The following is an 18,746-nucleotide window of genomic DNA, read 5'->3' as shown; positions in this document are numbered from 1 at the left end:
GCCCGGTACGGAGGTACCGGGCCCTTCGTCGTGTGCGTCAGATCCGCTCGATCTCGGTGAGGTCGATGTCGATGTCGAACGGGACGGTCACCTTGAGGCGGTCGTGGAAGATGCCGGTGGGCACGTAGGTGCGCGTGGCCGGGTCGAGTTCGTACACATAGACGACGGGCTTCTCGTCGTTTTCCTCGACGCGCCAGAAGTGCCGGATACCGGCCTTGGCATAGAGGACCGGCTTGCGCTCCCGATCGCGAGTCTTCGACTCCGGTGAGACCACCTCGACGGCGAGGACGACATCGCTGCCGTGATAGTAGGTGGCGTTGAGCTGGGTGACGGCGCTGGGAATGACGATGAGGTCGGGCTCCGGACGCTGGTCCGGCCCCAGTATGACGCTCATCTCCCGCCTGACCCGGTAGTCCGCCGGGGCTGCTCTGCGCAACTCGCTGTGGAGGAGAAACAGCATCGAGGTGTGGAAGTCTCGCTGGGGGCTTACGAGGACCAAGCTTCCATCAAGCAACTCTGTGTGCGCAGGCAAATCCGGAATGTGATCGAGGTCCTCGGCCTTGAAGCCTCCCGGGGGCGGGGTGACCCAGTCGGGTCGCGAAGGTGGTTCCATCTCCAGGCTCACCGCTTCTGCCGTCATGGTCCTACGGTAACAAGCTAGCGCGTTCACGGTCAGTAAACCCAGCAACACGCGGCGTTTGATAAAACTACGGCACAATGCCATGGCATGAGGCAGTTGCTGGTGTTCGGCGAGCGGGACGACGCCGAGGAGGTGGCGGAGACGCTGGGCGAGTGGTTCCCCGAGCTCGGCACGCCCCGCGTCGTACGCGAGACCCTGGCCGGGGAGGACGACGCCGAGGACGCGCAGTGGCTCATCGTGGCCGAGGGGCTGGACGAAGCACATTGGGAGCGGGTCGACGCCCTGGTGGAGGAGTACGACGGGTGGCGCGAGAGCGAGTGACACCGGTCAGGCCGTGACCTGCCGCTCCGCGCGGCGCGCCTTCTCGGCCAGCGCGTGCTCGTCCGTGCGCGCGTCGTACCTCCGGAACCCGGGCAGCGCCGCGGCGAGGCCCGCCACCGCCGCCACGCACAGCAGCCCGCCCGCTCCGAGCGAGAACCTCGCGCCGCCCCAGCCGGCCATCAGCCCGGCGCCGCGTTGCCCAGCATCGGGCCGCTGGCGTACGAGAGCAGCTCGATGCCCGCCAGGCGCCCGCGCAGCTCCTCCGGGATCGTCTGGTTCCAGATCGTCATCCGGAAGATGCCGCTGATCATGTCGGCCGCGCCCGCCAGCGCCAGGCAGGCGAACACCAGCCACACGCTGGAGGCGACCGAGGCCAGGGCCACCGCGGCGCCCCACACGGCCGCCGCGAGGATCACGCCGAGGCCCTGCCGGTGGACCCGGGACGTCCAGCCGCCCGTGAGCGAGGCCACCAGGCCGCCCACGGCTCCCGCCGAGTAGAGCAGGCCGAGCGCCCGCGCCGCGCCGAGCTGGTCGGCCAGGAACGGGAACAGCGCCGTGGACATGGCGAACACCATCGCCGCGATGTCCACGAGGTACGTGCCCATGAGGTCGCGCCGGCCCACGGCGTAGCGGATGCCCTCGACCAGCGAGCGCAGTGACGCGGGGGCGGCGCCCTCGGCCGGCGGACGCGAGGTCGTCCGCAGGAGCAGCAGCAGCGACAGGACGAAGCTCAGGGTGTCGGCAGCGAACGCGGTGGCCGTGCCGAACGAGGTCACCAGCAGGCCGCCGAGGGCGGGGGCGACGATCGCGCCGACGTTCCAGCGCAGGCTCTGCAGGACGGCGGCGGCGCCGAGCTGGTCGTGCCGCACGACCTGCGGCGTCAGGGACTCCAGGCTGGGCCGCTGCAGCGAGCCGATGCCGGTCGAGAGCGCGCCCACCACGTACAGCACCCACACCTGCGGGTCGGGCAGCAGCGCGTTGACCGTGAGCATCGCCGAGGTCACGGCGAGGCCCAGCTCGCCGAGCAGGATGACCTTGCGCCGGTCGAGGGCGTCGGCGATCGCCCCGCCCCACAGCCCGCACACCACCATCGGCACGAACTCCGCGAGGCTCACCAGCCCGACCGCGACGGGGGAGCCGGTCAGCTCCTTCATCTGGTACGGGACCGCCACGACGGTGATGAACGTGCCGAACATGGTCACCACGCCCGAGGCGGTCAGCAGCCGGTAGTCGCGGGAGTCGCGCAGCGGGCCCAGGTCGGGCATGAGGCGGCGGAGCAGATGGCGGAGGCGTGTCGGCACAGGCGCTGATTGTCCTGTTCGCGGACGGGCGCCGCAAACACTTTTCCGGTACGCGAAACGGCCCCCGGGAGACACCCCGGGGGCCGTTCGGCGGAAGGTCACGCGGTGGGGACCTTGTCCAGGAACCCGAGCACCCGGGCGATCCTGCCGTCCTCGGCCAGCTCCACCACGTCGAACCCGACCGCCACCGGCTCCCCGCCCTCGGGGCCCAGGTGCCAGGTGAAGCGGGCGACGTTGTTGTGGGCGTCGAACACCTCTCCGGCGCTGAAGACGAGGCCGGGGAACATGCCCTGCGCGCCCTCGATCACGGCGGCGATCGCGTCCTGGCCCCGCACCTGGGCCAGCGGGTCGGTGTAGGTGGCCTCCTCGGTCCACAGCTCGGCGACGGCCTTGGCGCGGGCGGCGGCGTCGGTCTCGTTCCAGGCGGCGACGTAGCGCTCGACAAGCTCAGCGTTCATGATTTTTCAGCCTTTCGTACGAAATTTCGGTTCTATGTGGGGTAAGCCGGGGAGTCAGCGGAGGCGGCGCAGGCCCATGATCTGCAGTTCGGCGAAGACCGCGACCACGAGCGCCTGCAGGACCGTCCAGATCAGGCCGGGCGTCGTGAACTCGCCGGACGCCTCGATCGCGGCGGCCAGGCTCGCGAGGGTCCAGGCCAGGTTCAGCCCGATCACCGCCCTGGTGCCGGCGACGCTGACGGTCCGGCGGCTCGCCAGCACGCCGACGGCCGCGGCGTACACGAGGAGGAAGGCCCCGATCCCGCGCAGCAGGCCGGCGTCCGGCCCGAGCAGCCCGGAGAGCGGCCCCGCGGCGACCAGGTAGGCGAGGCCGTTGACCCCGGTGACGGCCGCGTCGGCGGCCAGCGCGAGGCGCAGGAACTTGGCCCGGTCGGTGGTGACGGTCACGGCGGTCATCATGGCTCCTTCTCGGTGTCGTTCTGTCTGCCGGTCCGGCCGGTGCGCCCGGTGCCGACAACCGAAAAGATGTCATCGGGGGTGGGGGCCCCGCGATTACGCGTCAGGTAATGCGGGTGCCTATCTCCGCGCCGACCTGGCCGTACGCGCGCGAAAAAGGCCGCCGGACGGGCGTCCGGCGGCCTGGGGGGTGGGGTGACGGCGCTACGGGCCGAGGATCTCCCTGCGCAGGCGGGTCTTGAGGATCTTCCCGCCCGGGTTGCGCGGCAGCTCCTCCTCCCGGAACCAAACGTGCATCGGGATCTTGAACTTGGCGATCCGGCCGGCCAGGAACTCCCGCAGCTCCCCGTCGGTGACCGAGGCGCCGGGCGCCAGGTGGACCACCGCGCCCACCTCCTCGCCCAGCTCGTCGTGCGGGACGCCGATCACCGCGGCGTCGTCCACGGCCGGGTGCTCGAACAGCGCTGCCTCGACCTCGGCGCAGTAGACGTTCTCCCCGCCCCGGATCACCATGTCCTTGGCCCGGTCGACGATGTAGACGAAGCCCTCCTCGTCCATCCTGGCCAGGTCGCCCGTGTGCAGCCAGCCGTCGACGAACGTCTCGGCGGTCGCCTGGGGATTGTTCCAGTAGCCCATGATGACGTTCGGCCCTCGTACGCACAGCTCGCCCACCTCGCCGCGCGGCAGCTCCTTGCCGGCCGGGTCCACCACGCGCACGTCCACCACGGCCGAGGGCAGGCCGATGCTGTCGGGCCGGGCCAGGTAGTCGGGGCCGCCGTTGCCGATGGCCAGCGCGGTCGTCTCCGTCATGCCGTAGCCGTTGGAGGTGGCCCGCTGGGGCAGGTTGGAGGTGATGCGCTCCAGCAGCTTGGGCGGGGCCGGCGCGCCGCCGTACCCGAGGGTGGTGAGCGAGGACAGGTCGTGCGCGCCGAAGTCCGGATGCGACATGAGCTGCCAGGCGTTGGTGGGCACGCCGATCATGACGGTGACGCGCTCGCGCTCGATGAGCCGCAGCGCCTGCCCGGCATCCCACTTGTACATGAGCACCAGCCCGCCGCCGCTGAACATCGTCGTGGTCAGCGCCGAGAAACACCCCGTGACGTGGAACAGCGGCACGGTCAGCAGCGTCACCCGGCGCTGGCCGGCGGCCTCGGAGACGTCCTTGCCGGCCAGGGCGACCGCGCGCATGAGGCCGTAGGCGACGGTCATGGGGGACTGGCCGAGGTTGCGGTGGCTGCCGAGCGCGCCCTTGGGCCGGCCGGTCGTCCCGGAGGTGTAGAAGATCGTGGCCGGGTCCTCGGGCGACAGCTCGACGTCCGGGAGCCGCGCGTCAGGCCCGGGCTCGCCCATGACCTCGGCGAGCGTACGGGCGCCGGGCGGCGCCTCTCCCCGGGCCACGATGAGCGGCAGGCCGGTCGAGGCCAGCCGGGCGGCGCGCTCACCGTCGGCGATCAGCACCTTGGCGCCCGAGTCGGAGACGCCGTAGGCCAGCTCGGGCTCGGTCCACCACGCGTTCAACGGCACGGCGATCCCGCCGGCGGCGAGTACGGCCGAGAAGGCGGTGACCCATTCGGGGTAGTTGCGCATGGCCACGGCCACCCGGTCGCCCTTGGCGATCCCGTAGTCCTCCACGAGCCGGGTGGCCAGCGCCGCCACCCGCCGGTAGTGCTCCTCGAAGGTGATGTGCTCGTCCTCGTAGACGAGGAACACCTTGTCGCCGTGGAAGCGGCTGATGTCCAGCAGGGCTCGGAAGTGGGCGGGCGCGTGCTTCCAGGTGCGCACCCCGGTGTGGCCGATCTCCTCCACCTCGAACAGCTGGCCGGGCCCGGTGAGCTGGGCTTCGACCTGGGCATGAGTGAGCGTCATGCGCAAGACTCCCGCGATGAGACGGCTGGTCCGGAAGGCTCACAGTACCGACCGGTAGGTACGGTCCGCTAGAGCAACATTCCGTTCGCCCGTTGCCCAGCGGGAACGCCCGGCGCGGCGGCGTGCCGGACCCCCTCCGACTTGCATGTTCTTGCCGTGCCGTGCATCATTTCTCCTAGCAAGGACATGAGGTATCATGCATGACTATGCAAGCGTGGAGGTCAGGATGAGGGCGGCGGTCGCGGGAGCCAGCGGCTACGCGGGAGGCGAGCTGCTCCGGCTGCTGCTCGGCCACCCCGAGTTCGAGATCGGCGCGCTGACCGCGGCCTCCAGCGCCGGCAGCCCGCTCGGCGCTCACCAGCCGCACCTCGCGCCGCTGGCCGGCCGGGTCATCGAGGAGACCACCGCCGAGGCGCTCGCCGGTCACGACGTCGTCTTTCTCGCGCTGCCGCACGGCCACTCCGCGGCCGTCGCCGCAGGGCTGGGCGACGACACGCTCGTGGTCGACTGCGGCGCCGACCACCGGCTCGCCGACCCCGCCGCCTGGCAGGAGTTCTACGGCGGCGAGCACGCCGGCACCTGGCCCTACGGCCTGCCCGAGCTGCCCGGCCTGCGCGAGCTGCTCAAGAGCGCCCGCCGCGTCGCCGTCCCCGGCTGCTACCCCACCTCCGTCCTGCTCGCCCTGTTCCCCGCCTTCGCCGCCGGCCTGGCCGAGCCCGACGTCGTCGTGGTGGCCGCCAGCGGCACCAGCGGCGCCGGCAAGTCGCTCAAGCCCAACCTGCTCGGCAGCGAGGTCATGGGCTCGGTCAGCGCGTACGGCGTGGGCGGCGTGCACCGCCACACCCCCGAGATGGAGCAGGGCCTGTCGGCCGTCGCCGGCACACCGGTGCGCGTGTCGTTCACCCCGACGCTGGCCCCGATGAGCCGCGGCATCCTCGCCACCTGCTCGGCCCCCGCCGCTCCGGGCCTCACCCGCGCGGCCGTCCGCGACGCCTACGAGAGCGCCCTGGCCACCGAGCCGTTCGTGCGGCTCCTGCCGGAGGGCGTCTGGCCCGCCACCTCCATGACCTACGGCGCCAACACCGCGGCCGTGCAGGTGACGCTCGACGAGCGCGCCGGCCGCCTCATCGCCGTCATCGCCATCGACAACCTCACCAAGGGCACGGCCGGAGGGGCGCTCCAGAGCGCCAACCTCGCGCTCGGCCTGCCGGAAGAGCTCGGTCTCCCCACGACAGGAGTCGCCCCATGAGCGTCACCGCCCCTCTCGGCTTCCGGGCCGCGGGCGTCGCCGCCGGCATCAAGTCCGGCGCCGCCCGCGACCTCGCCCTCGTCGTCAACGACGGGCCCAGCCGCGCCGCCGCCGGCGTCTTCACCGCCAACCGCGTGAAGGCCGCCCCCGTGCTGTGGTCGGAGCAGGTCCTGCGCGGCGGCAGGGTGCGGGCGGTCGTCCTCAACTCCGGCGGCGCCAACGCCTGCACCGGCCCCGAGGGCTTCCAGGACACCCACGCCACCGCCGAGAAGACGGCCGAGACGCTCGGCGACTCCGCCGGCGAGATCGCCGTCTGCTCCACCGGCCTGATCGGCGAGCGGCTGCCGATGGACGCGCTGCTGCCCGGCGTGGAGCAGGCCGCCTCACAGCTCTCCCGCGACGGCGGCCTGGCCGCGGCCGACGCCATCCGCACCACCGACACCGTCTCCAAGATCTCGTTCAAGCGGGCCGACGGCTACATGGTCGGCGGCATGGCCAAGGGCGCCGGCATGCTCGCCCCCGCCCTGGCCACCATGCTCTGCGTGATCACCACCGACGCCGACCTGACCAGCGGCCAGCTCGACGCCGTGCTGCGCCGGGCCACCTCCCGCACCTTCGACCGGCTCGACACCGACGGCTGCATGTCCACCAACGACACCGTGCTGCTGCTGGCCAGCGGCGCGTCCGGCGTCGTGCCCGACCTGGCCGAGTTCGAGCAGAAGGTCACCGAGGTCTGCGCCGACCTGGCCAGGCAGCTCCTCGTGGACGCCGAGGGCGCCACCAAGGCCATCGCCATCGAGGTCGTCGGCGCCGCCTCCGAGGACGACGCCGTCACCGTCGGCCGCGCCGTCGCCCGCTCCAACCTGCTGAAGTGCGCCGTCCACGGCGAGGACCCCAACTGGGGCCGCGTGCTCGCCGCCGTCGGCACCACCAGTGCCGTGTTCGAGCCCGACCGGGTCAACGTGGCCATCAACGGCATCTGGATCTGCCGCGGCGGCGCCGTCGGCGACGACCGCTCCAAGGTGGACATGCGGCCCCGCGACGTGACGATCACGGTCGACCTGTCGGCGGGCACCCAGTCGGCGACCGTCCACACCACGGACCTGACCGCCGCGTACGTCCACGAGAACTCGGCGTACTCCTCATGACCGGCCTGTCACCCGGCGGGTCGGTGGTCCGGGTCAACGGCGCGCACGCCAAGGCCGGCACGCTCATCGAGGCGCTGCCCTGGCTGACCCGCTTCCACGGCGCGACCGTCGTCATCAAGTACGGCGGCAACGCGATGACCGAGGAGGCGCTCAAGGCGGGCTTCGCCCAGGACGTCGTCTTCCTGCGCCACGCCGGGCTGCGGCCGGTCGTCGTCCACGGCGGCGGCCCCCAGATCAGCGAGCACCTCGAGCGGCTCGGGATCGAGTCCACCTTCACCGCGGGGCTCCGGGTCACCACGCCCGAGGCCATGCGGGTGGTCCGGATGGTGCTGGTCGGCCAGGTCAATCGCGACGTGGTCGGCCTGATCAACCGGCACGGGCCGTTCGCGGTCGGCCTGTCCGGCGAGGACGCCCACCTGTTCACCGCCGAGCGCAAGCACGCCATCGTCGACGGCGAGCCCGTCGACATCGGCCAGGTCGGCGACATCGTCCGGGTCGAGCCCGGCGCGGTGCGCGCGCTCATCGACGACGGCCGCGTCCCGGTCGTCTCCAGCGTCGCGCGCGGCGAGAACGGCGAGGTCTACAACGTCAACGCCGACACCGCCGCCGCCGCGCTCGCGGTCGCGCTCGGCGCCGACAAGCTCATCGTCCTCACCGACGTCGAGGGCCTGTACGCCAACTGGCCCGACGACACCGACGTGATCGACAAGCTGAACGCGGCCGAGCTGGAAGACCTGATGCCCAACCTGTCCAGCGGCATGGTGCCCAAGATGGAGGCGTGCCTGACCGCGGTGCGGGGAGGAGTGCCGCAGGCGCACGTCCTCGACGGCCGTGTCCCCCATGCGCTGCTGCTGGAGATCTTCACCGACGAAGGAATCGGAACCATGGTGATGCCCGATGAGTGATCGGCCCAGCCTGTACGACAGGTTCGAGCGGGCGTTCATGCCCAACTACGGCGTGCCGCCGGTCGCGCTGGCCCGCGGCGAGGGCACCCGCGTGTGGGACGTGGACGGCAAGGAGTACCTCGACTTCATCGGCGGCATCGCGGTCACCTCCCTCGGCCACGCCCACCCGGCGCTGGTCGAGGCGGTCACCCGCCAGGTGGCGACGATCGCCCACACCAGCAACCTGTTCCTGCACGAGCCCGAGGTGCTGCTCGCCGAGCGGCTCCTGGAGCTGCTGGACGCGCCCGCCCGCGTCTTCTTCGCCAACTCCGGCACCGAGGCCAACGAGGCGGCCTACAAGCTCGCCCTCAAGTACGGCCGGCGCGAGGGCCGCACCCACTTCGTCGCCGCCGAGAACGGCTTCCACGGCCGCACCATCGGCGCCCTGTCGCTGACCGGCAAGAAGGCCATCCGCGACCAGTTCGGCCCGTTCCCGGTGGACGTCCGCTTCGTCCCCTACGGCGACGCCGACGCGCTCAAGGAGGCCGTGAACGGCGACACCATCGCCGTCTTCCTGGAGCCCACCCAGGGTGAGGCCGGTGTCGTACCGCCGCCCGAGGGCTACCTGGCGGCGGCCCGTGAGATCTGCGACGCCACCGGAGCGCTGCTCGTCGCCGACGAGATCCAGTCCGCGATCGGCCGGACCGGCCACTGGTTCGCCCACCAGGCCGACGGCTTCACCCCCGACATCCTCACCCTCGCCAAGGGCCTCGGCGGCGGCCTGCCGATCGGCGCCTGCGTCGGCTTCGGCCAGGCCGGCACGCTGTTCGACAAGGGTGACCACGGCTCCACCTTCGGCGGCAACCCCGTCGCGTGCGCCGCCGCCCTGGCCGTGCTCGACAACGTCGACCTCGACCACGTCCAGCGGGCCGCCCGCCGGCTGCGCGACGGCCTGGAGGCGATCGACCACCCGCTGCTCAAGGGGGTGCGGGGCCGCGGCCTGTGGCTGGCCACCGTGCTGGAGCAGCCCGTCGCGCCCCGCGTCCAGGAGGCCGCCGCGCGCGCCGGCTTCCTCGTCAACGCCCTGCAGCCCGACGCCGTACGACTCGCCCCGCCGCTGGTCGTCACGGCCGAGGAGATCGACGCGCTCGTGTCCGCGTTCCCCGCGATCCTGACGGAGGCCACCCCGTGACCCGGCACTTCCTGCGGGACGACGACCTCACGCCCGCCGAGCAGGCCGAGGTGCTCGACCTGGCCGAGACCATGAAGAAGGACCGCTACGGCCACCGCCCGTTCGAGGGCCCGAAGACCGTCGCCGTGCTGTTCGACAAGCCGTCCACCCGGACCCGCGTGTCGTTCGCCGTGGGCGTCGGCGAGCTGGGCGGACTGCCGCTCGTCATCGACGGCGGATCCTCCCAGATGGGCCGCGGCGAGCCGATCGAGGACACCGCCCGCGTGCTGGAGCGCCAGGTCGCCGCGATCGTGTGGCGCACCTCCGGCCAGGAGCGGATCGACGCCATGGCCTCCGCCTCCGGCGTTCCCGTGGTCAACGCCCTCACCGACGAGTACCACCCCTGCCAGATCCTCGCCGACCTGCAGACGGTCCGCGAGCGGTTCGGCCGCACGGCCGGGCTCACGCTCGCCTACCTCGGCGACGGCGCCAACAACATGGCCAACTCCTACCTGCTGGGCTGCGCCACCGCCGGCATGCACGTGCGCATCGGCGCGCCGGCCGGCTATCAGCCCGACGCCGCCGTCCTCGACCGGGCCGCCGCCATCGCCGCCGGTACCGGCGGCTCGGCCCTGGTGACGTCCGACCCGGCCGCCGCGGTCGCCGGGGCGCACATCGTCGCCACCGACACCTGGGTGTCCATGGGGCAGGACGGCAAGGAGGAGCGGGTGGCCGCGCTCATGCCGTACCAGGTGAACGCCGGGCTGCTGGAGAACGCCGCCGACGACGTGATCGTGCTGCACTGCCTGCCCGCCTACCGCGGCTACGAGATCACCGAGGACGTCCTCGAAGGGCCGCGCAGCGCCGTGTGGGACCAGGCCGAGAACCGCCTGCACGCCCAGAAGGCGCTCCTGCACTGGCTGGTGACCTCGGCATGACGATCCCGATGACCAAGGTGGCCCGCCAGGCGAAGATCACCGACCTGCTCGAACGGCAGCCGGTGCGCTCCCAGCCCGAGCTGGCCAAACTGCTCGCCGAGAGCGGCGTCGAGGTCACCCAGGCCACGCTGTCCCGCGACCTCGACGAGCTGGGCGCGCTCAAGCTGCGCGCCGAGGACGGCTCGCTGGTCTACGCGCTGCCCGGCGAGGGCGGCGGCCGGATCCCGCTGGCCCGGCTCGGCACCGGGGAGTCGCCCGCCGCGCGGCTGCACCGCATCGCCGAGGAGCTCCTGGTCTCGGCCGAGGCGTCCGCCAACCTGGTCATCGTCCGCACCCCGCCCGGGGCCGCGCAGTTCCTGGCCTCAGCCATCGACCACGCCGACTGGGAGTCCATCCTGGGCACGGTCGCCGGTGACGACACGATCCTCGTCATCAGCCGCGACCCGCAGGGCGGCGGGACGGTGGCCGAGGCCCTGCTCAAGGTCGCCGACCGCCGCGCCTGACCCACTCTGAGAGGTTTTTCCGATCATGTCCGAGAGAGTTGTTCTCGCGTTCTCCGGAGGTCTGGACACCTCCGTGGCCATCCCGTTCCTCGCCGAGAAGATGGACGCGGAGGTCGTCGCCGTCGCGGTGGACCTCGGCCAGGGCGGCGAGGACATGGAGGCCATCCAGAAGCGCGCCCTGGACTGCGGAGCCGTGGAGTCGGTCGTGGTGGACGCCAAGGAGGAGTTCGCCGCCGACTTCTGCGTGCCCGCCCTGCGCGCCAACGCCCTCTACATGGACCGCTACCCGCTGCTGTCGTCACTGTCGCGGCCGCTCATCGTCAAGCACCTCGTCTCGGCGGCCAAGCGGTTCGGCGGCACGGTCGTCTCCCACGGCTGCACCGGCAAGGGCAACGACCAGGTCCGCTTCGAGGCCGGCCTGGCCGCCCTCGCCCCAGACCTGCGCGTCGTCGCCCCGGCCCGCGACTTCGCCTGGACCCGCGACAAGGCGATCGAGTTCGCCGAGCAGAAGGGCCTGCCGATCGAGACCACCAAGAAGAACCCCTTCTCGATCGACCAGAACCTCTGGGGCCGCGCCGTCGAGACCGGCTTCCTGGAGGACATCTGGAACGGTCCGAGCGAGGACGTCTACGCCTACACCGCCGACCCGTCCGTCCCGCGCGACCCCGACGAGGTCGTCATCACCTTCGAGCAGGGCGTCCCGGTCATGCTCGAAGGCCGCTCCCTGACCCCGTACCAGGTGATCGAGGAGCTCAACAGGCGCGCGGGCGCGCAGGGCGTCGGCCGCATCGACATGGTCGAGGACCGCCTCGTCGGCATCAAGTCCCGCGAGGTGTACGAGGCGCCCGGCGCCATCGCGCTGATCACCGCCCACATGGAGCTGGAGAACGTCACCGTCGAGCGCGACCTGGCCCGCTTCAAGCGCGGCGTCGACCAGCGGTGGAGCGAGCTCGTCTACGACGGCCTGTGGTTCTCGCCGCTCAAGCACGCCCTCGACGCGTTCATCGACGACGCCCAGCGGCACGTCTCCGGCGAGATCCGCATGACCCTGCACGGCGGGCGCGCCACCGTCACCGGCCGGCGCTCCGACGACTCGCTGTACGATTTCTCGCTGGCGACCTACGACACCGGTGACAGCTTCGACCAGTCCCTCGCCAGGGGCTTCGTCCAGCTCTTCAGCCTGCCCGCGAAGATCGCGGCGGCCCGGAACGCCAGGCATGGCTGACGTGCACTATGGTCGCCCAGGTGATCCCGCACCGGCGCGACCATGAGACTTGACCAGGAGGAGATGACGGTGAGTGAGGCGAAGCCGATGCGGCTGTGGGGCGGACGCTTCGAGGGGGGCCCGGCCGACGCGCTGACCCGGTTGTCGGTGAGCGTGCACTTCGACTGGCGGCTCGTGCCGTACGACCTGGCGGCGTCCCGCGCGCACGCCCGCGTGCTCAACCGCGCCGGGCTGCTGGACGACCAGGAGCTCGACCGCATGATCGGCGCGCTGGACGACCTGGAGCGCGCCTGCAAGGCCGGCGAGTTCCGGCCGACGGTCGCCGACGAGGACGTGCACACCGCGCTGGAGCGCGGCCTGCTGGAGCGGCTCGGCTCGCTCGGCGGCAAGCTGCGCGCCGGCCGCAGCCGCAACGACCAGATCGCCACCGACCTGCGCCTCTACCTGCGCGACCACGCCCGCACCGTCGTCTCCCGGCTGGTGGAGCTGGAGACGGCGCTGATGGAGCAGGCCGAGCAGCACGCCGACACCGCCGCGCCCGGCATGACGCACCTGCAGCACGCCCAGCCGGTGTCCTTCGGCCACCAGCTGCTCGCCCACGTCCACGCCTTCGCCCGCGACATCGACCGGATCACCGACTGGGACAGGCGCGCCGCGGTCTCGCCGCTCGGCGCGGGCGCGCTGGCCGGCTCGTCGCTGCCGCTCGACCCGCAGGCGGTGGCCGCCGAGCTGGGCTTCGACAGCGCCGCGCCCAACTCGATGGACGCCGTGTCCGACCGCGACTTCGCCGCCGAGTTCCTCTTCGACGCCGCCATGATCGGCGTGCACCTGTCCAGGCTCGGCGAGGAGATCGTGCTCTGGGCCTCGCAGGAGTTCCGCTGGATCGAGATGGACGACGCCTACTCCACCGGCTCGTCGATCATGCCGCAGAAGAAGAACCCTGACGTGGCCGAGCTGGCCCGCGGCAAGTCCGGCCGCCTCATCGGCAACCTCATGTCGCTGCTGACGACCCTCAAGGGCCTGCCGCTCACCTACAACCGCGACCTGCAGGAGGACAAGGAGCCGGTCTTCGACGCCGTCGACACCCTCCTGCTCGTCCTGCCCGCGATGGCCGGCCTCGTCGCCACCATGCGGGTCAACACCGCCCGGCTCCAGGCGTCGGCGCCCGACGGGTTCGCCCTGGCCACCGACCTCGCCGAGCTGCTCGTACGGCGTGGCGTCGCCTTCCGCGAGGCGCACGAGGCCGTCGGCCACCTGGTCGTCTACTGCCAGTCCTACGACAAGGACCTGGGCGACCTCACCGACGAGGAGCTGATCAAGGTGTCGGAGCACCTGACGCCCGACGTCCGCGACGTGCTCAACGTGCCCGGCGCGCTGGCCGCGCGCAAGGCCCACGGCGGCACCGCCCCCGACCGCGTGCGCGACCAGCTCTCCGCGCTGCGCGAGGCCGTCGACGCCCAGGCGGCGTGGGCGGCGGGCTCCTGACCTCCGAGCCGCTGCCGCGCTCGTTCTTCGACCGGCCGTCCCACGAGGTGGCGCCCGACCTGCTCGGGCGCGTCCTCGTCCACGGCGGCGCCGACGGAACGGTCGCGGTGCGGCTCACCGAGGTCGAGGCGTACGGCGGGCCGGGCGAGGACCCGGCCGCCCACACCTACCGGGGCAGGACGCCCCGCAACGCGGTGATGTTCGGGCCGCCGGGCCACCTGTACGTGTACTTCACCTACGGCATGCACTTCTGCGCCAACCTGGTGTGCCTGCCGGAGGGCCACGGGTCGGCCGTGCTGCTGCGCGCCGGGGAGATCGTGGCCGGGCACGAGCTGGCCCGGCTGCGGCGCTCCGGCAACGGCCGCGCCCCCGCCGCGGCGCCACGCCGGGTCCCCGACCGCGACCTCGCCCGGGGCCCCGCGCGCCTGGCGACCGCCCTCGGCCTGCTGCGCGAGCACAACGGGCTCGACGCGATACGCGAGGGCGCGAGCGGCCACGGCCTCCCGGCCGATCTGACCGATATGGCCGGTCTGACCGGTCTGACCGGAGTGCCCGCCGGGGCCGCCGCCGTGCTGGCGGGAGTCCCGCCCGAGCCGGAGACGATCAGGTCAGGCCCGCGCACCGGGATCTCCACGGCCAAGGACACGCCGTGGAGGTTCTGGATCGACGGCGACCCGACCGTGTCGCCGTACCGGGCTCACGTGCCGCGCCGCCGCAGCGCCGCCGCCACCTCGGTGGGAGAGACACCCAGCTCGTGAGCGCTGAAGAGGTGCAGGTGGTCGCCGGTGTCGATCTCCAGCATCTCGCTGCGCAGGCCGTACCTGCGGCGCACGTCCACCTTGACGTCCCGGATGTCCTCCCACGCCACGTGCCGCCGCCCCGCGAACCCGTGCGCCACCGTGATCCCGTCCTCCGCGACCGACAGCCGCACGGGGACGAGCACGTCCCGCAGCCCCATGGCGCCCACGAGAAGCGCCGCCGGCACCGCCAGCAGCACCCCGCGCAGGTCTCCGTTCACGTACCAGAAGACCGCGAGACCCGTGCACCCCAGAGCCCCTAAGATCTTCAAAACGGCCAGCTCGCGACGGACCCTCCACATGGTTGCCGAGCGTATCCAAGTGGCGGGGCGAGGCCACGATCGGGCAGGCTGTAACCATCCACCGTCTATCGGAAAGCCAGCACCGTGACCGACATTCTGGACGAGCTCGAATGGCGCGACGTCCTCGCGCAGACCACCGACATCGCGGCCCTGCGCGAGGCGCTGTCGAAGGGTCCGATCACGGTCTATGCCGGCTTCGACCCGACCGCCCCGTCCCTGCACATGGGCAACCTGGCGACACTGCTGATCCTCACCCGGTTCCAGCAGGCCGGCCACCGGCCGATCGGGCTGGTCGGCGGGGCGACGGGACTGATCGGCGACCCCAGCGGCCGCAGCACCGAGCGGGTGCTCAACACCACCGAGGTCGTCGCCGAGTGGGTGGGCAAGATCCGGGTGCAGGTGGAGAAGTTCCTCTCCTTCGAGCCCGGTCCGACCGCCGCGGCGCTCGTCAGCAACCTCGACTGGACCGCCGAGCTGTCGGCCATCGACTTCCTGCGTGACGTCGGCAAGCACTTCCCGATCAACCGCATGCTGGCCCGCGACTCCGTGGCGAGCCGGCTCGGCGGCGACGGGCTCAGCTACACCGAGTTCAGCTACCAGATCCTGCAGTCCAACGACTACCTGGAGCTGTACCGCCGGCACGACTGCACCCTGCAGGTCGGCGGCAGCGACCAGTGGGGCAACATCACCGCCGGCGTCGACCTGATCCGCCGCGTCGAGGGCGCCCACGTCCACGCGCTCACCGGCAAGCTCATCACCAAGGCCGACGGCACCAAGTTCGGCAAGACGGCGGGCGGCGCGGTCTGGCTCGACCCGGCGCTCACCTCGCCGTACGCCTTCTACCAGTACTGGCTCAACGCCGACGACCGCGACGTGGTCCGCCTGCTCAAGGTGTTCACGTTCCGCACGCGCGAGGAGATCGACGAGCTGGAGAAGTCCGTGGCCGATCGGCCGTTCGCCCGTGAGGCGCAGCGCACGCTCGCCGAGGACCTCACCACGATGGTCCACGGCGCCGACGAGCTCGCGGCCGTCGTCGCGGCGTCCAAGGCGCTGTTCGGCCAGGGCTCGCTGGAGGAGCTGCCCGCCGCGACGCTGGAGGCCGCGCTGGCCGAGGTGCCCAAGGCCGTCGTGCCGGCGCTCGGGGCGCCGCTGGTCGACCTCATGGCCGAGAGCGGGCTGGTGGAGTCCAAGTCCGCCGCCCGCCGTGCGGTCAAGGAGGGCGGGGCGTACCTCAACAACGTCAAGGTCGCCGACGAGTCGTACGTGCCGGCGGCCGAGGACCTGCTCCACGGGCGGTTCCTGGTGCTGCGGCGCGGCAAGAAGTCGGTCGGCGGCGTCGTCGTCGCCGGCTGACGCGTCCCCGTCTGTCCACCGCGGGCCCTCTCCTCACGGGGAGGGCCCGCGCGCGTGCCAGGACTCGTGCGGTCAGAGCCGGGGCCGGGTGAACAGCGCCACGGTCAGGCCCGGCAGCTCGGCCGAGTGCCAGGCCGACGCCCGCTCGAACCCGGCCTCCTCGACGGCCTTCACCCTTGGCAGCTTCGCGCCCGCCGCCTTGGCGCCGCGCCACACCACCCAGACGCGCCGCCGGTCCCGCAGCGCCCCGGCGACGTCCGAGCGCTCGGGGAACCCGAACCCGTCCGCCTGCGGGGCCTTGCCCAGCCGCAGCACGTCCTCCGCCGGACCGGAAGCCGCGTAGTAGTCGAAACCGGCGCGCACCGAGCTCTGCCCGAACACGATCGCGTCCCCCTCCCGCGCCGTGACCCGCCGGACCGCGCCCGGGAAGTCCTCGAACCTTCCGTTGGCGGAGCGCAGCTCCGTGTGCCGGTCCAGCCCCGCGACCGCCGTGACCGCCACCAGCAGGCAACCCGCCGCCACGGCCGCGACCGGAGGCCGGACCGCGGCCACGGCCAGCGCCGCCAGCAGCGCCAGGGCCGGGGACGTGACGAACAGGTACCGGTCCACGTACAACGGCGTGACCAGCAGCGACACGGTGAGCAGCAGCAGCGGCGGCGCCATGAGCCAGGCCGCCAGCGTCCCCGACCAGGCGCGGTCGCGCGGCCACAGTGCCACCGCACCGGCGAGCGCCGTGGCGAACAGGATCACCCCGGCCGTCTCCGCCCCCGCCACCATCTTGGGGAACTTCAGCAGCACCTCCGGCCCCCGCTCCTGGATCCAGCTCACCGCGTGTCGCTCGCCGTACCCGACCAGGCCGAGCACCAGCGCGGGAACGCAGCCGGCTGCCGTCGCCGGCGCGGCCCGGGTCAGCAGCTCACGGCGGGACAGCGCCGAGAGCAGGACCGGCAGGTGCGCGGGCAGCGTCAGCACCGCGAACAGGTGTGTCGAGCACACAAGCGCGACCGACACCCCGTACAGCACCCACCCGCCCCGGCGCGGCGTTCCGGTGAGGCGGTGGAGGGTCCACAGCGAGAACACCACGGCCGCGGCTGCGAACGCGTACGGCCGGGCGAACGCCCCGTAGTACGACACGGAGGGCAGCACGGCGAACACCGCCGCCGCCGTCACCCCCGCCAGGCCGCTGTGCAGCCGCCGTCCCAGGTCGGCGAGCAGGCCCGCCGCCACCCCGATCGCCAGCGCGGACGGCAGCCGCAGCCAGAGCTCCGCCGTGCCCATCAGGGTCCAGAAATGCATGAACACGTAGTACGGCAGGAAATGCCCGTCGATGTGCCGGGCCAGCTCCCACAGTCCCGCCAGGGAGCGGGAGGCCGCGCTGATCGTGGCCAGCTCGTCGCCGTTCAGGGAGGACGTGCCGGATCCGCTGAGCGCCGCCACCCCGGCCACCACGCCCATCGCCCATGCTTTCCACCAGCGGGCACCGGAAACCGCCGGGGCAATCGGGGGATTCGGGGCAAGGGTGGCGCTCGTCACCGGGGCAGAATACGCGCATAAGCTCGGAGGCATGCCTGAAGTGATCGTTTTCGACCTGTACGGCGTGATCGCACGGACCCAGACGGAAGCGGCCAGGGAACGCCTGGTCGAGCTGGCCGGTGTGCCGGGAGAGAACTTCTGGCCGGCGTACTGGGCCTGCCGGCCCGCCTACGACGCGGGCCAGGAGGGCGCCGCGTACTGGGAGACGGTGGCCGGTCACCTGGGGACCCGGTTCGCCGACGTGCCGGCATTGCTGCGGGCCGACCTGGAGAGCTGGTCCCAGGTGGACGAGGAGATGGTCGGGCTGGTGTGCGAGCTCGCCGACGACGGGCGCAGACTCGGGCTCCTGTCCAACATCATCGAGGACCTGGTGCCGGTGTGGGAGACGCGGCACGGGTCGTGGCTGGGGAGGTTCGCGGCGCTGACGTTCTCGTGCCGGATCGGGGTGGCCAAGCCGGACCCGCGGGCGTACGAGATCTGCGCGGACAGGATGGGAGTGTCCCCGTCGGACGTGCTCTTCTTCGACGACAACGAGGCGAACGTGGTGGCGGCGCGCGAGGCCGGTATGGCGGCGGAGCTGTTCGTCTCCGCGGACCAGGTGCGCGCCCTGACGGCACGCTCCTGACCCCTGAGCCTGTGCCGGCGCAGATCGGAGATGGTGCGCCGGCCAGGAGGCGCGCCGGGGCGTGGCGAGATTTGACGAGTGGTGGATGTCGACCTAGTCTTTGTCTTCGCCCGGGAGTGAGCCGGACGCCAGATGGCGGCCGGGCCCCAGGCAAAACCCTTCACAGCGAGCCACCCGGCCGACGTGTCATGTCACGTGCGGGTCCGGGTCGTTCTGGGTGCGTCCACATCACTGGAAAACCAGTTGATTCGACACGGCCAGAGTGACACGGTAAGTTGGACGGGTTGCCCCGGAGACGGGGCGGCGAAACTTAGCAGACGATCACGATCTGGAGTTTGACACCGGATCGGAAAGTCTGATAAGATAGCAATACGGAGTCTGTGCCTCTCGCAGTATCGGGGAGTACGCGTCCGTTTCTTGAGAACTCAACAGTGTGTTAAAAGCCAGTGCATGATGCACAACCCCGTCATTTCGGTGACGGATTCCTTTTT

20 protein-coding genes are annotated in these 18,746 nt (G+C 71.9%); 12 read left to right on the top strand and 8 right to left on the bottom strand.

Annotated features, from left to right (window positions below; all coding sequences use genetic code 11):
- Positions 1–37: 37 nt before the first annotated feature.
- The gene (locus AB0H64_RS38745) at positions 38–640 is read right to left on the bottom strand and encodes a Uma2 family endonuclease (protein WP_357635090.1); all 603 of its coding nucleotides are present in this window, start codon (positions 638–640) and stop codon (positions 38–40) included.
- A gap of 87 nt (positions 641–727) precedes the next feature.
- Here AB0H64_RS38745 and AB0H64_RS38740 point away from each other — a divergent pair, with 87 nt between their 5' ends.
- The gene (locus tag AB0H64_RS38740) at positions 728–961 is read left to right on the top strand and encodes a hypothetical protein (protein ID WP_357635088.1); all 234 of its coding nucleotides are present in this window, start codon (positions 728–730) and stop codon (positions 959–961) included.
- Between the two features lie 6 nt (positions 962–967).
- Here the strand turns inward: AB0H64_RS38740 and AB0H64_RS38735 are convergent, their stop codons facing one another.
- The 5 genes from AB0H64_RS38735 to AB0H64_RS38715 form a co-directional block, all read right to left on the bottom strand.
- Positions 968–1,141, bottom strand: a complete 174-nt coding sequence (locus AB0H64_RS38735; protein ID WP_357635085.1) for a hypothetical protein — start codon at positions 1,139–1,141, stop codon at positions 968–970.
- Positions 1,141–2,262: an MFS transporter gene (locus AB0H64_RS38730; protein WP_357635083.1), complete on the bottom strand. Its 1,122-nt coding sequence runs from the start codon at positions 2,260–2,262 to the stop codon at positions 1,141–1,143. The genes AB0H64_RS38735 and AB0H64_RS38730 overlap by 1 nt, the downstream gene beginning before the upstream one ends.
- A 98-nt stretch (positions 2,263–2,360) precedes the next feature.
- On the bottom strand, positions 2,361–2,720 hold the full coding sequence (locus tag AB0H64_RS38725; RefSeq protein ID WP_357635080.1) for a nuclear transport factor 2 family protein: 360 nt from the start codon (positions 2,718–2,720) through the stop codon (positions 2,361–2,363).
- A 54-nt stretch (positions 2,721–2,774) separates the two neighbouring features.
- Entirely contained in the window at positions 2,775–3,179 is a 405-nt protein-coding gene (locus AB0H64_RS38720; protein WP_357635077.1) for a hypothetical protein, read from the bottom strand.
- A 201-nt stretch (positions 3,180–3,380) separates the two neighbouring features.
- Entirely contained in the window at positions 3,381–5,042 is a 1,662-nt protein-coding gene (locus tag AB0H64_RS38715) for a class I adenylate-forming enzyme family protein (protein WP_357635075.1), read from the bottom strand.
- 196 nt (positions 5,043–5,238) lie between these two features.
- Between AB0H64_RS38715 and argC the strand changes: the two genes are divergently transcribed.
- The 9 genes from argC to AB0H64_RS38670 all read left to right on the top strand — a co-directional run bounded on the left by argC (position 5,239) and on the right by AB0H64_RS38670 (position 14,403).
- On the top strand, positions 5,239–6,291 hold the full coding sequence (gene argC, locus AB0H64_RS38710) for an N-acetyl-gamma-glutamyl-phosphate reductase (RefSeq protein ID WP_357635072.1): 1,053 nt from the start codon (positions 5,239–5,241) through the stop codon (positions 6,289–6,291).
- On the top strand, positions 6,288–7,439 hold the full coding sequence (gene argJ / locus AB0H64_RS38705; RefSeq protein WP_357635069.1) for a bifunctional glutamate N-acetyltransferase/amino-acid acetyltransferase ArgJ: 1,152 nt from the start codon (positions 6,288–6,290) through the stop codon (positions 7,437–7,439). The genes argC and argJ overlap by 4 nt, the downstream gene beginning before the upstream one ends.
- Positions 7,436–8,344, top strand: coding sequence for an acetylglutamate kinase (gene argB, locus AB0H64_RS38700; protein ID WP_357635066.1), 909 nt, complete (start codon positions 7,436–7,438; stop codon positions 8,342–8,344). Before argJ ends, argB begins: the two co-directional genes overlap by 4 nt.
- Positions 8,337–9,515: an acetylornithine transaminase gene (locus tag AB0H64_RS38695; protein ID WP_357635063.1), complete on the top strand. Its 1,179-nt coding sequence runs from the start codon at positions 8,337–8,339 to the stop codon at positions 9,513–9,515. The genes argB and AB0H64_RS38695 overlap by 8 nt, the downstream gene beginning before the upstream one ends.
- Entirely contained in the window at positions 9,512–10,432 is a 921-nt protein-coding gene (gene argF / locus AB0H64_RS38690) for an ornithine carbamoyltransferase (protein ID WP_357635062.1), read from the top strand. The genes AB0H64_RS38695 and argF overlap by 4 nt, the downstream gene beginning before the upstream one ends.
- A complete protein-coding gene (locus tag AB0H64_RS38685) occupies positions 10,429–10,935 on the top strand; it encodes an arginine repressor (protein WP_357635060.1) in 507 nt (168 codons plus the stop codon). Before argF ends, AB0H64_RS38685 begins: the two co-directional genes overlap by 4 nt.
- 25 nt (positions 10,936–10,960) lie before the next feature.
- The gene (locus AB0H64_RS38680; RefSeq protein WP_357635058.1) at positions 10,961–12,160 is read left to right on the top strand and encodes an argininosuccinate synthase; all 1,200 of its coding nucleotides are present in this window, start codon (positions 10,961–10,963) and stop codon (positions 12,158–12,160) included.
- Positions 12,161–12,223: 63 nt separating this feature from the next.
- The gene (gene argH / locus AB0H64_RS38675; protein WP_310712456.1) at positions 12,224–13,645 is read left to right on the top strand and encodes an argininosuccinate lyase; all 1,422 of its coding nucleotides are present in this window, start codon (positions 12,224–12,226) and stop codon (positions 13,643–13,645) included.
- Positions 13,627–14,403 carry a DNA-3-methyladenine glycosylase gene (locus AB0H64_RS38670; protein ID WP_357635056.1) on the top strand — a complete coding sequence of 259 codons (777 nt, stop codon included), beginning with the start codon at positions 13,627–13,629 and terminating at the stop codon, positions 14,401–14,403. The genes argH and AB0H64_RS38670 overlap by 19 nt, the downstream gene beginning before the upstream one ends.
- Here AB0H64_RS38670 and AB0H64_RS38665 read toward each other — a convergent pair.
- The gene (locus AB0H64_RS38665; RefSeq protein WP_357635053.1) at positions 14,343–14,744 is read right to left on the bottom strand and encodes a PH domain-containing protein; all 402 of its coding nucleotides are present in this window, start codon (positions 14,742–14,744) and stop codon (positions 14,343–14,345) included. The genes AB0H64_RS38670 and AB0H64_RS38665 overlap by 61 nt on opposite strands.
- Before the next feature lie 84 nt (positions 14,745–14,828).
- Between AB0H64_RS38665 and tyrS the strand changes: the two genes are divergently transcribed.
- The gene (gene tyrS, locus AB0H64_RS38660) at positions 14,829–16,097 is read left to right on the top strand and encodes a tyrosine--tRNA ligase (protein ID WP_357635051.1); all 1,269 of its coding nucleotides are present in this window, start codon (positions 14,829–14,831) and stop codon (positions 16,095–16,097) included.
- A gap of 72 nt (positions 16,098–16,169) precedes the next feature.
- Here the strand turns inward: tyrS and AB0H64_RS38655 are convergent, their stop codons facing one another.
- Entirely contained in the window at positions 16,170–17,552 is a 1,383-nt protein-coding gene (locus AB0H64_RS38655; protein ID WP_357635048.1) for a glycosyltransferase family 39 protein, read from the bottom strand.
- 109 nt (positions 17,553–17,661) lie between these two features.
- On the opposite strand from AB0H64_RS38655, the gene AB0H64_RS38650 reads away from it, so the two are divergent.
- Positions 17,662–18,255: an HAD family phosphatase gene (locus tag AB0H64_RS38650; protein ID WP_357635045.1), complete on the top strand. Its 594-nt coding sequence runs from the start codon at positions 17,662–17,664 to the stop codon at positions 18,253–18,255.
- Positions 18,256–18,746 lie beyond the last annotated feature (491 nt).

Source organism: Nonomuraea sp. NPDC050733 (genome assembly GCF_040654215.1).
Classification (GTDB): domain Bacteria; phylum Actinomycetota; class Actinomycetes; order Streptosporangiales; family Streptosporangiaceae; genus Nonomuraea.
Note: the sequence above shows the minus strand (reverse complement) of the source record. Positions and strands in the feature narration are given on the sequence as shown.

Bases quoted from the DNA above. Each gene is read 5' to 3' on its own strand.
- AB0H64_RS38745 (WP_357635090.1), bottom strand. From the start codon at position 640: ATGACGGCAGAAGCGGTGAGCCTGGAGATGGAACCACCTTCGCGACCC.
- AB0H64_RS38740 (WP_357635088.1), top strand. From the start codon at position 728: ATGAGGCAGTTGCTGGTGTTCGGCGAGCGGGACGACGCCGAGGAGGTG.
- AB0H64_RS38735 (WP_357635085.1), bottom strand. From the start codon at position 1,141: ATGGCCGGCTGGGGCGGCGCGAGGTTCTCGCTCGGAGCGGGCGGGCTG.
- AB0H64_RS38725 (WP_357635080.1), bottom strand. From the start codon at position 2,720: ATGAACGCTGAGCTTGTCGAGCGCTACGTCGCCGCCTGGAACGAGACC.
- AB0H64_RS38720 (WP_357635077.1), bottom strand. From the start codon at position 3,179: ATGATGACCGCCGTGACCGTCACCACCGACCGGGCCAAGTTCCTGCGC.
- AB0H64_RS38715 (WP_357635075.1), bottom strand. From the start codon at position 5,042: ATGACGCTCACTCATGCCCAGGTCGAAGCCCAGCTCACCGGGCCCGGC.
- argC (WP_357635072.1), top strand. From the start codon at position 5,239: ATGCATGACTATGCAAGCGTGGAGGTCAGGATGAGGGCGGCGGTCGCG.
- argJ (WP_357635069.1), top strand. From the start codon at position 6,288: ATGAGCGTCACCGCCCCTCTCGGCTTCCGGGCCGCGGGCGTCGCCGCC.
- argB (WP_357635066.1), top strand. From the start codon at position 7,436: ATGACCGGCCTGTCACCCGGCGGGTCGGTGGTCCGGGTCAACGGCGCG.
- AB0H64_RS38695 (WP_357635063.1), top strand. From the start codon at position 8,337: ATGAGTGATCGGCCCAGCCTGTACGACAGGTTCGAGCGGGCGTTCATG.
- AB0H64_RS38685 (WP_357635060.1), top strand. From the start codon at position 10,429: ATGACGATCCCGATGACCAAGGTGGCCCGCCAGGCGAAGATCACCGAC.
- AB0H64_RS38680 (WP_357635058.1), top strand. From the start codon at position 10,961: ATGTCCGAGAGAGTTGTTCTCGCGTTCTCCGGAGGTCTGGACACCTCC.
- argH (WP_310712456.1), top strand. From the start codon at position 12,224: ATGACGGTGAGTGAGGCGAAGCCGATGCGGCTGTGGGGCGGACGCTTC.
- AB0H64_RS38665 (WP_357635053.1), bottom strand. From the start codon at position 14,744: ATGTGGAGGGTCCGTCGCGAGCTGGCCGTTTTGAAGATCTTAGGGGCT.
- AB0H64_RS38655 (WP_357635048.1), bottom strand. From the start codon at position 17,552: ATGGGCGTGGTGGCCGGGGTGGCGGCGCTCAGCGGATCCGGCACGTCC.
- AB0H64_RS38650 (WP_357635045.1), top strand. From the start codon at position 17,662: ATGCCTGAAGTGATCGTTTTCGACCTGTACGGCGTGATCGCACGGACC.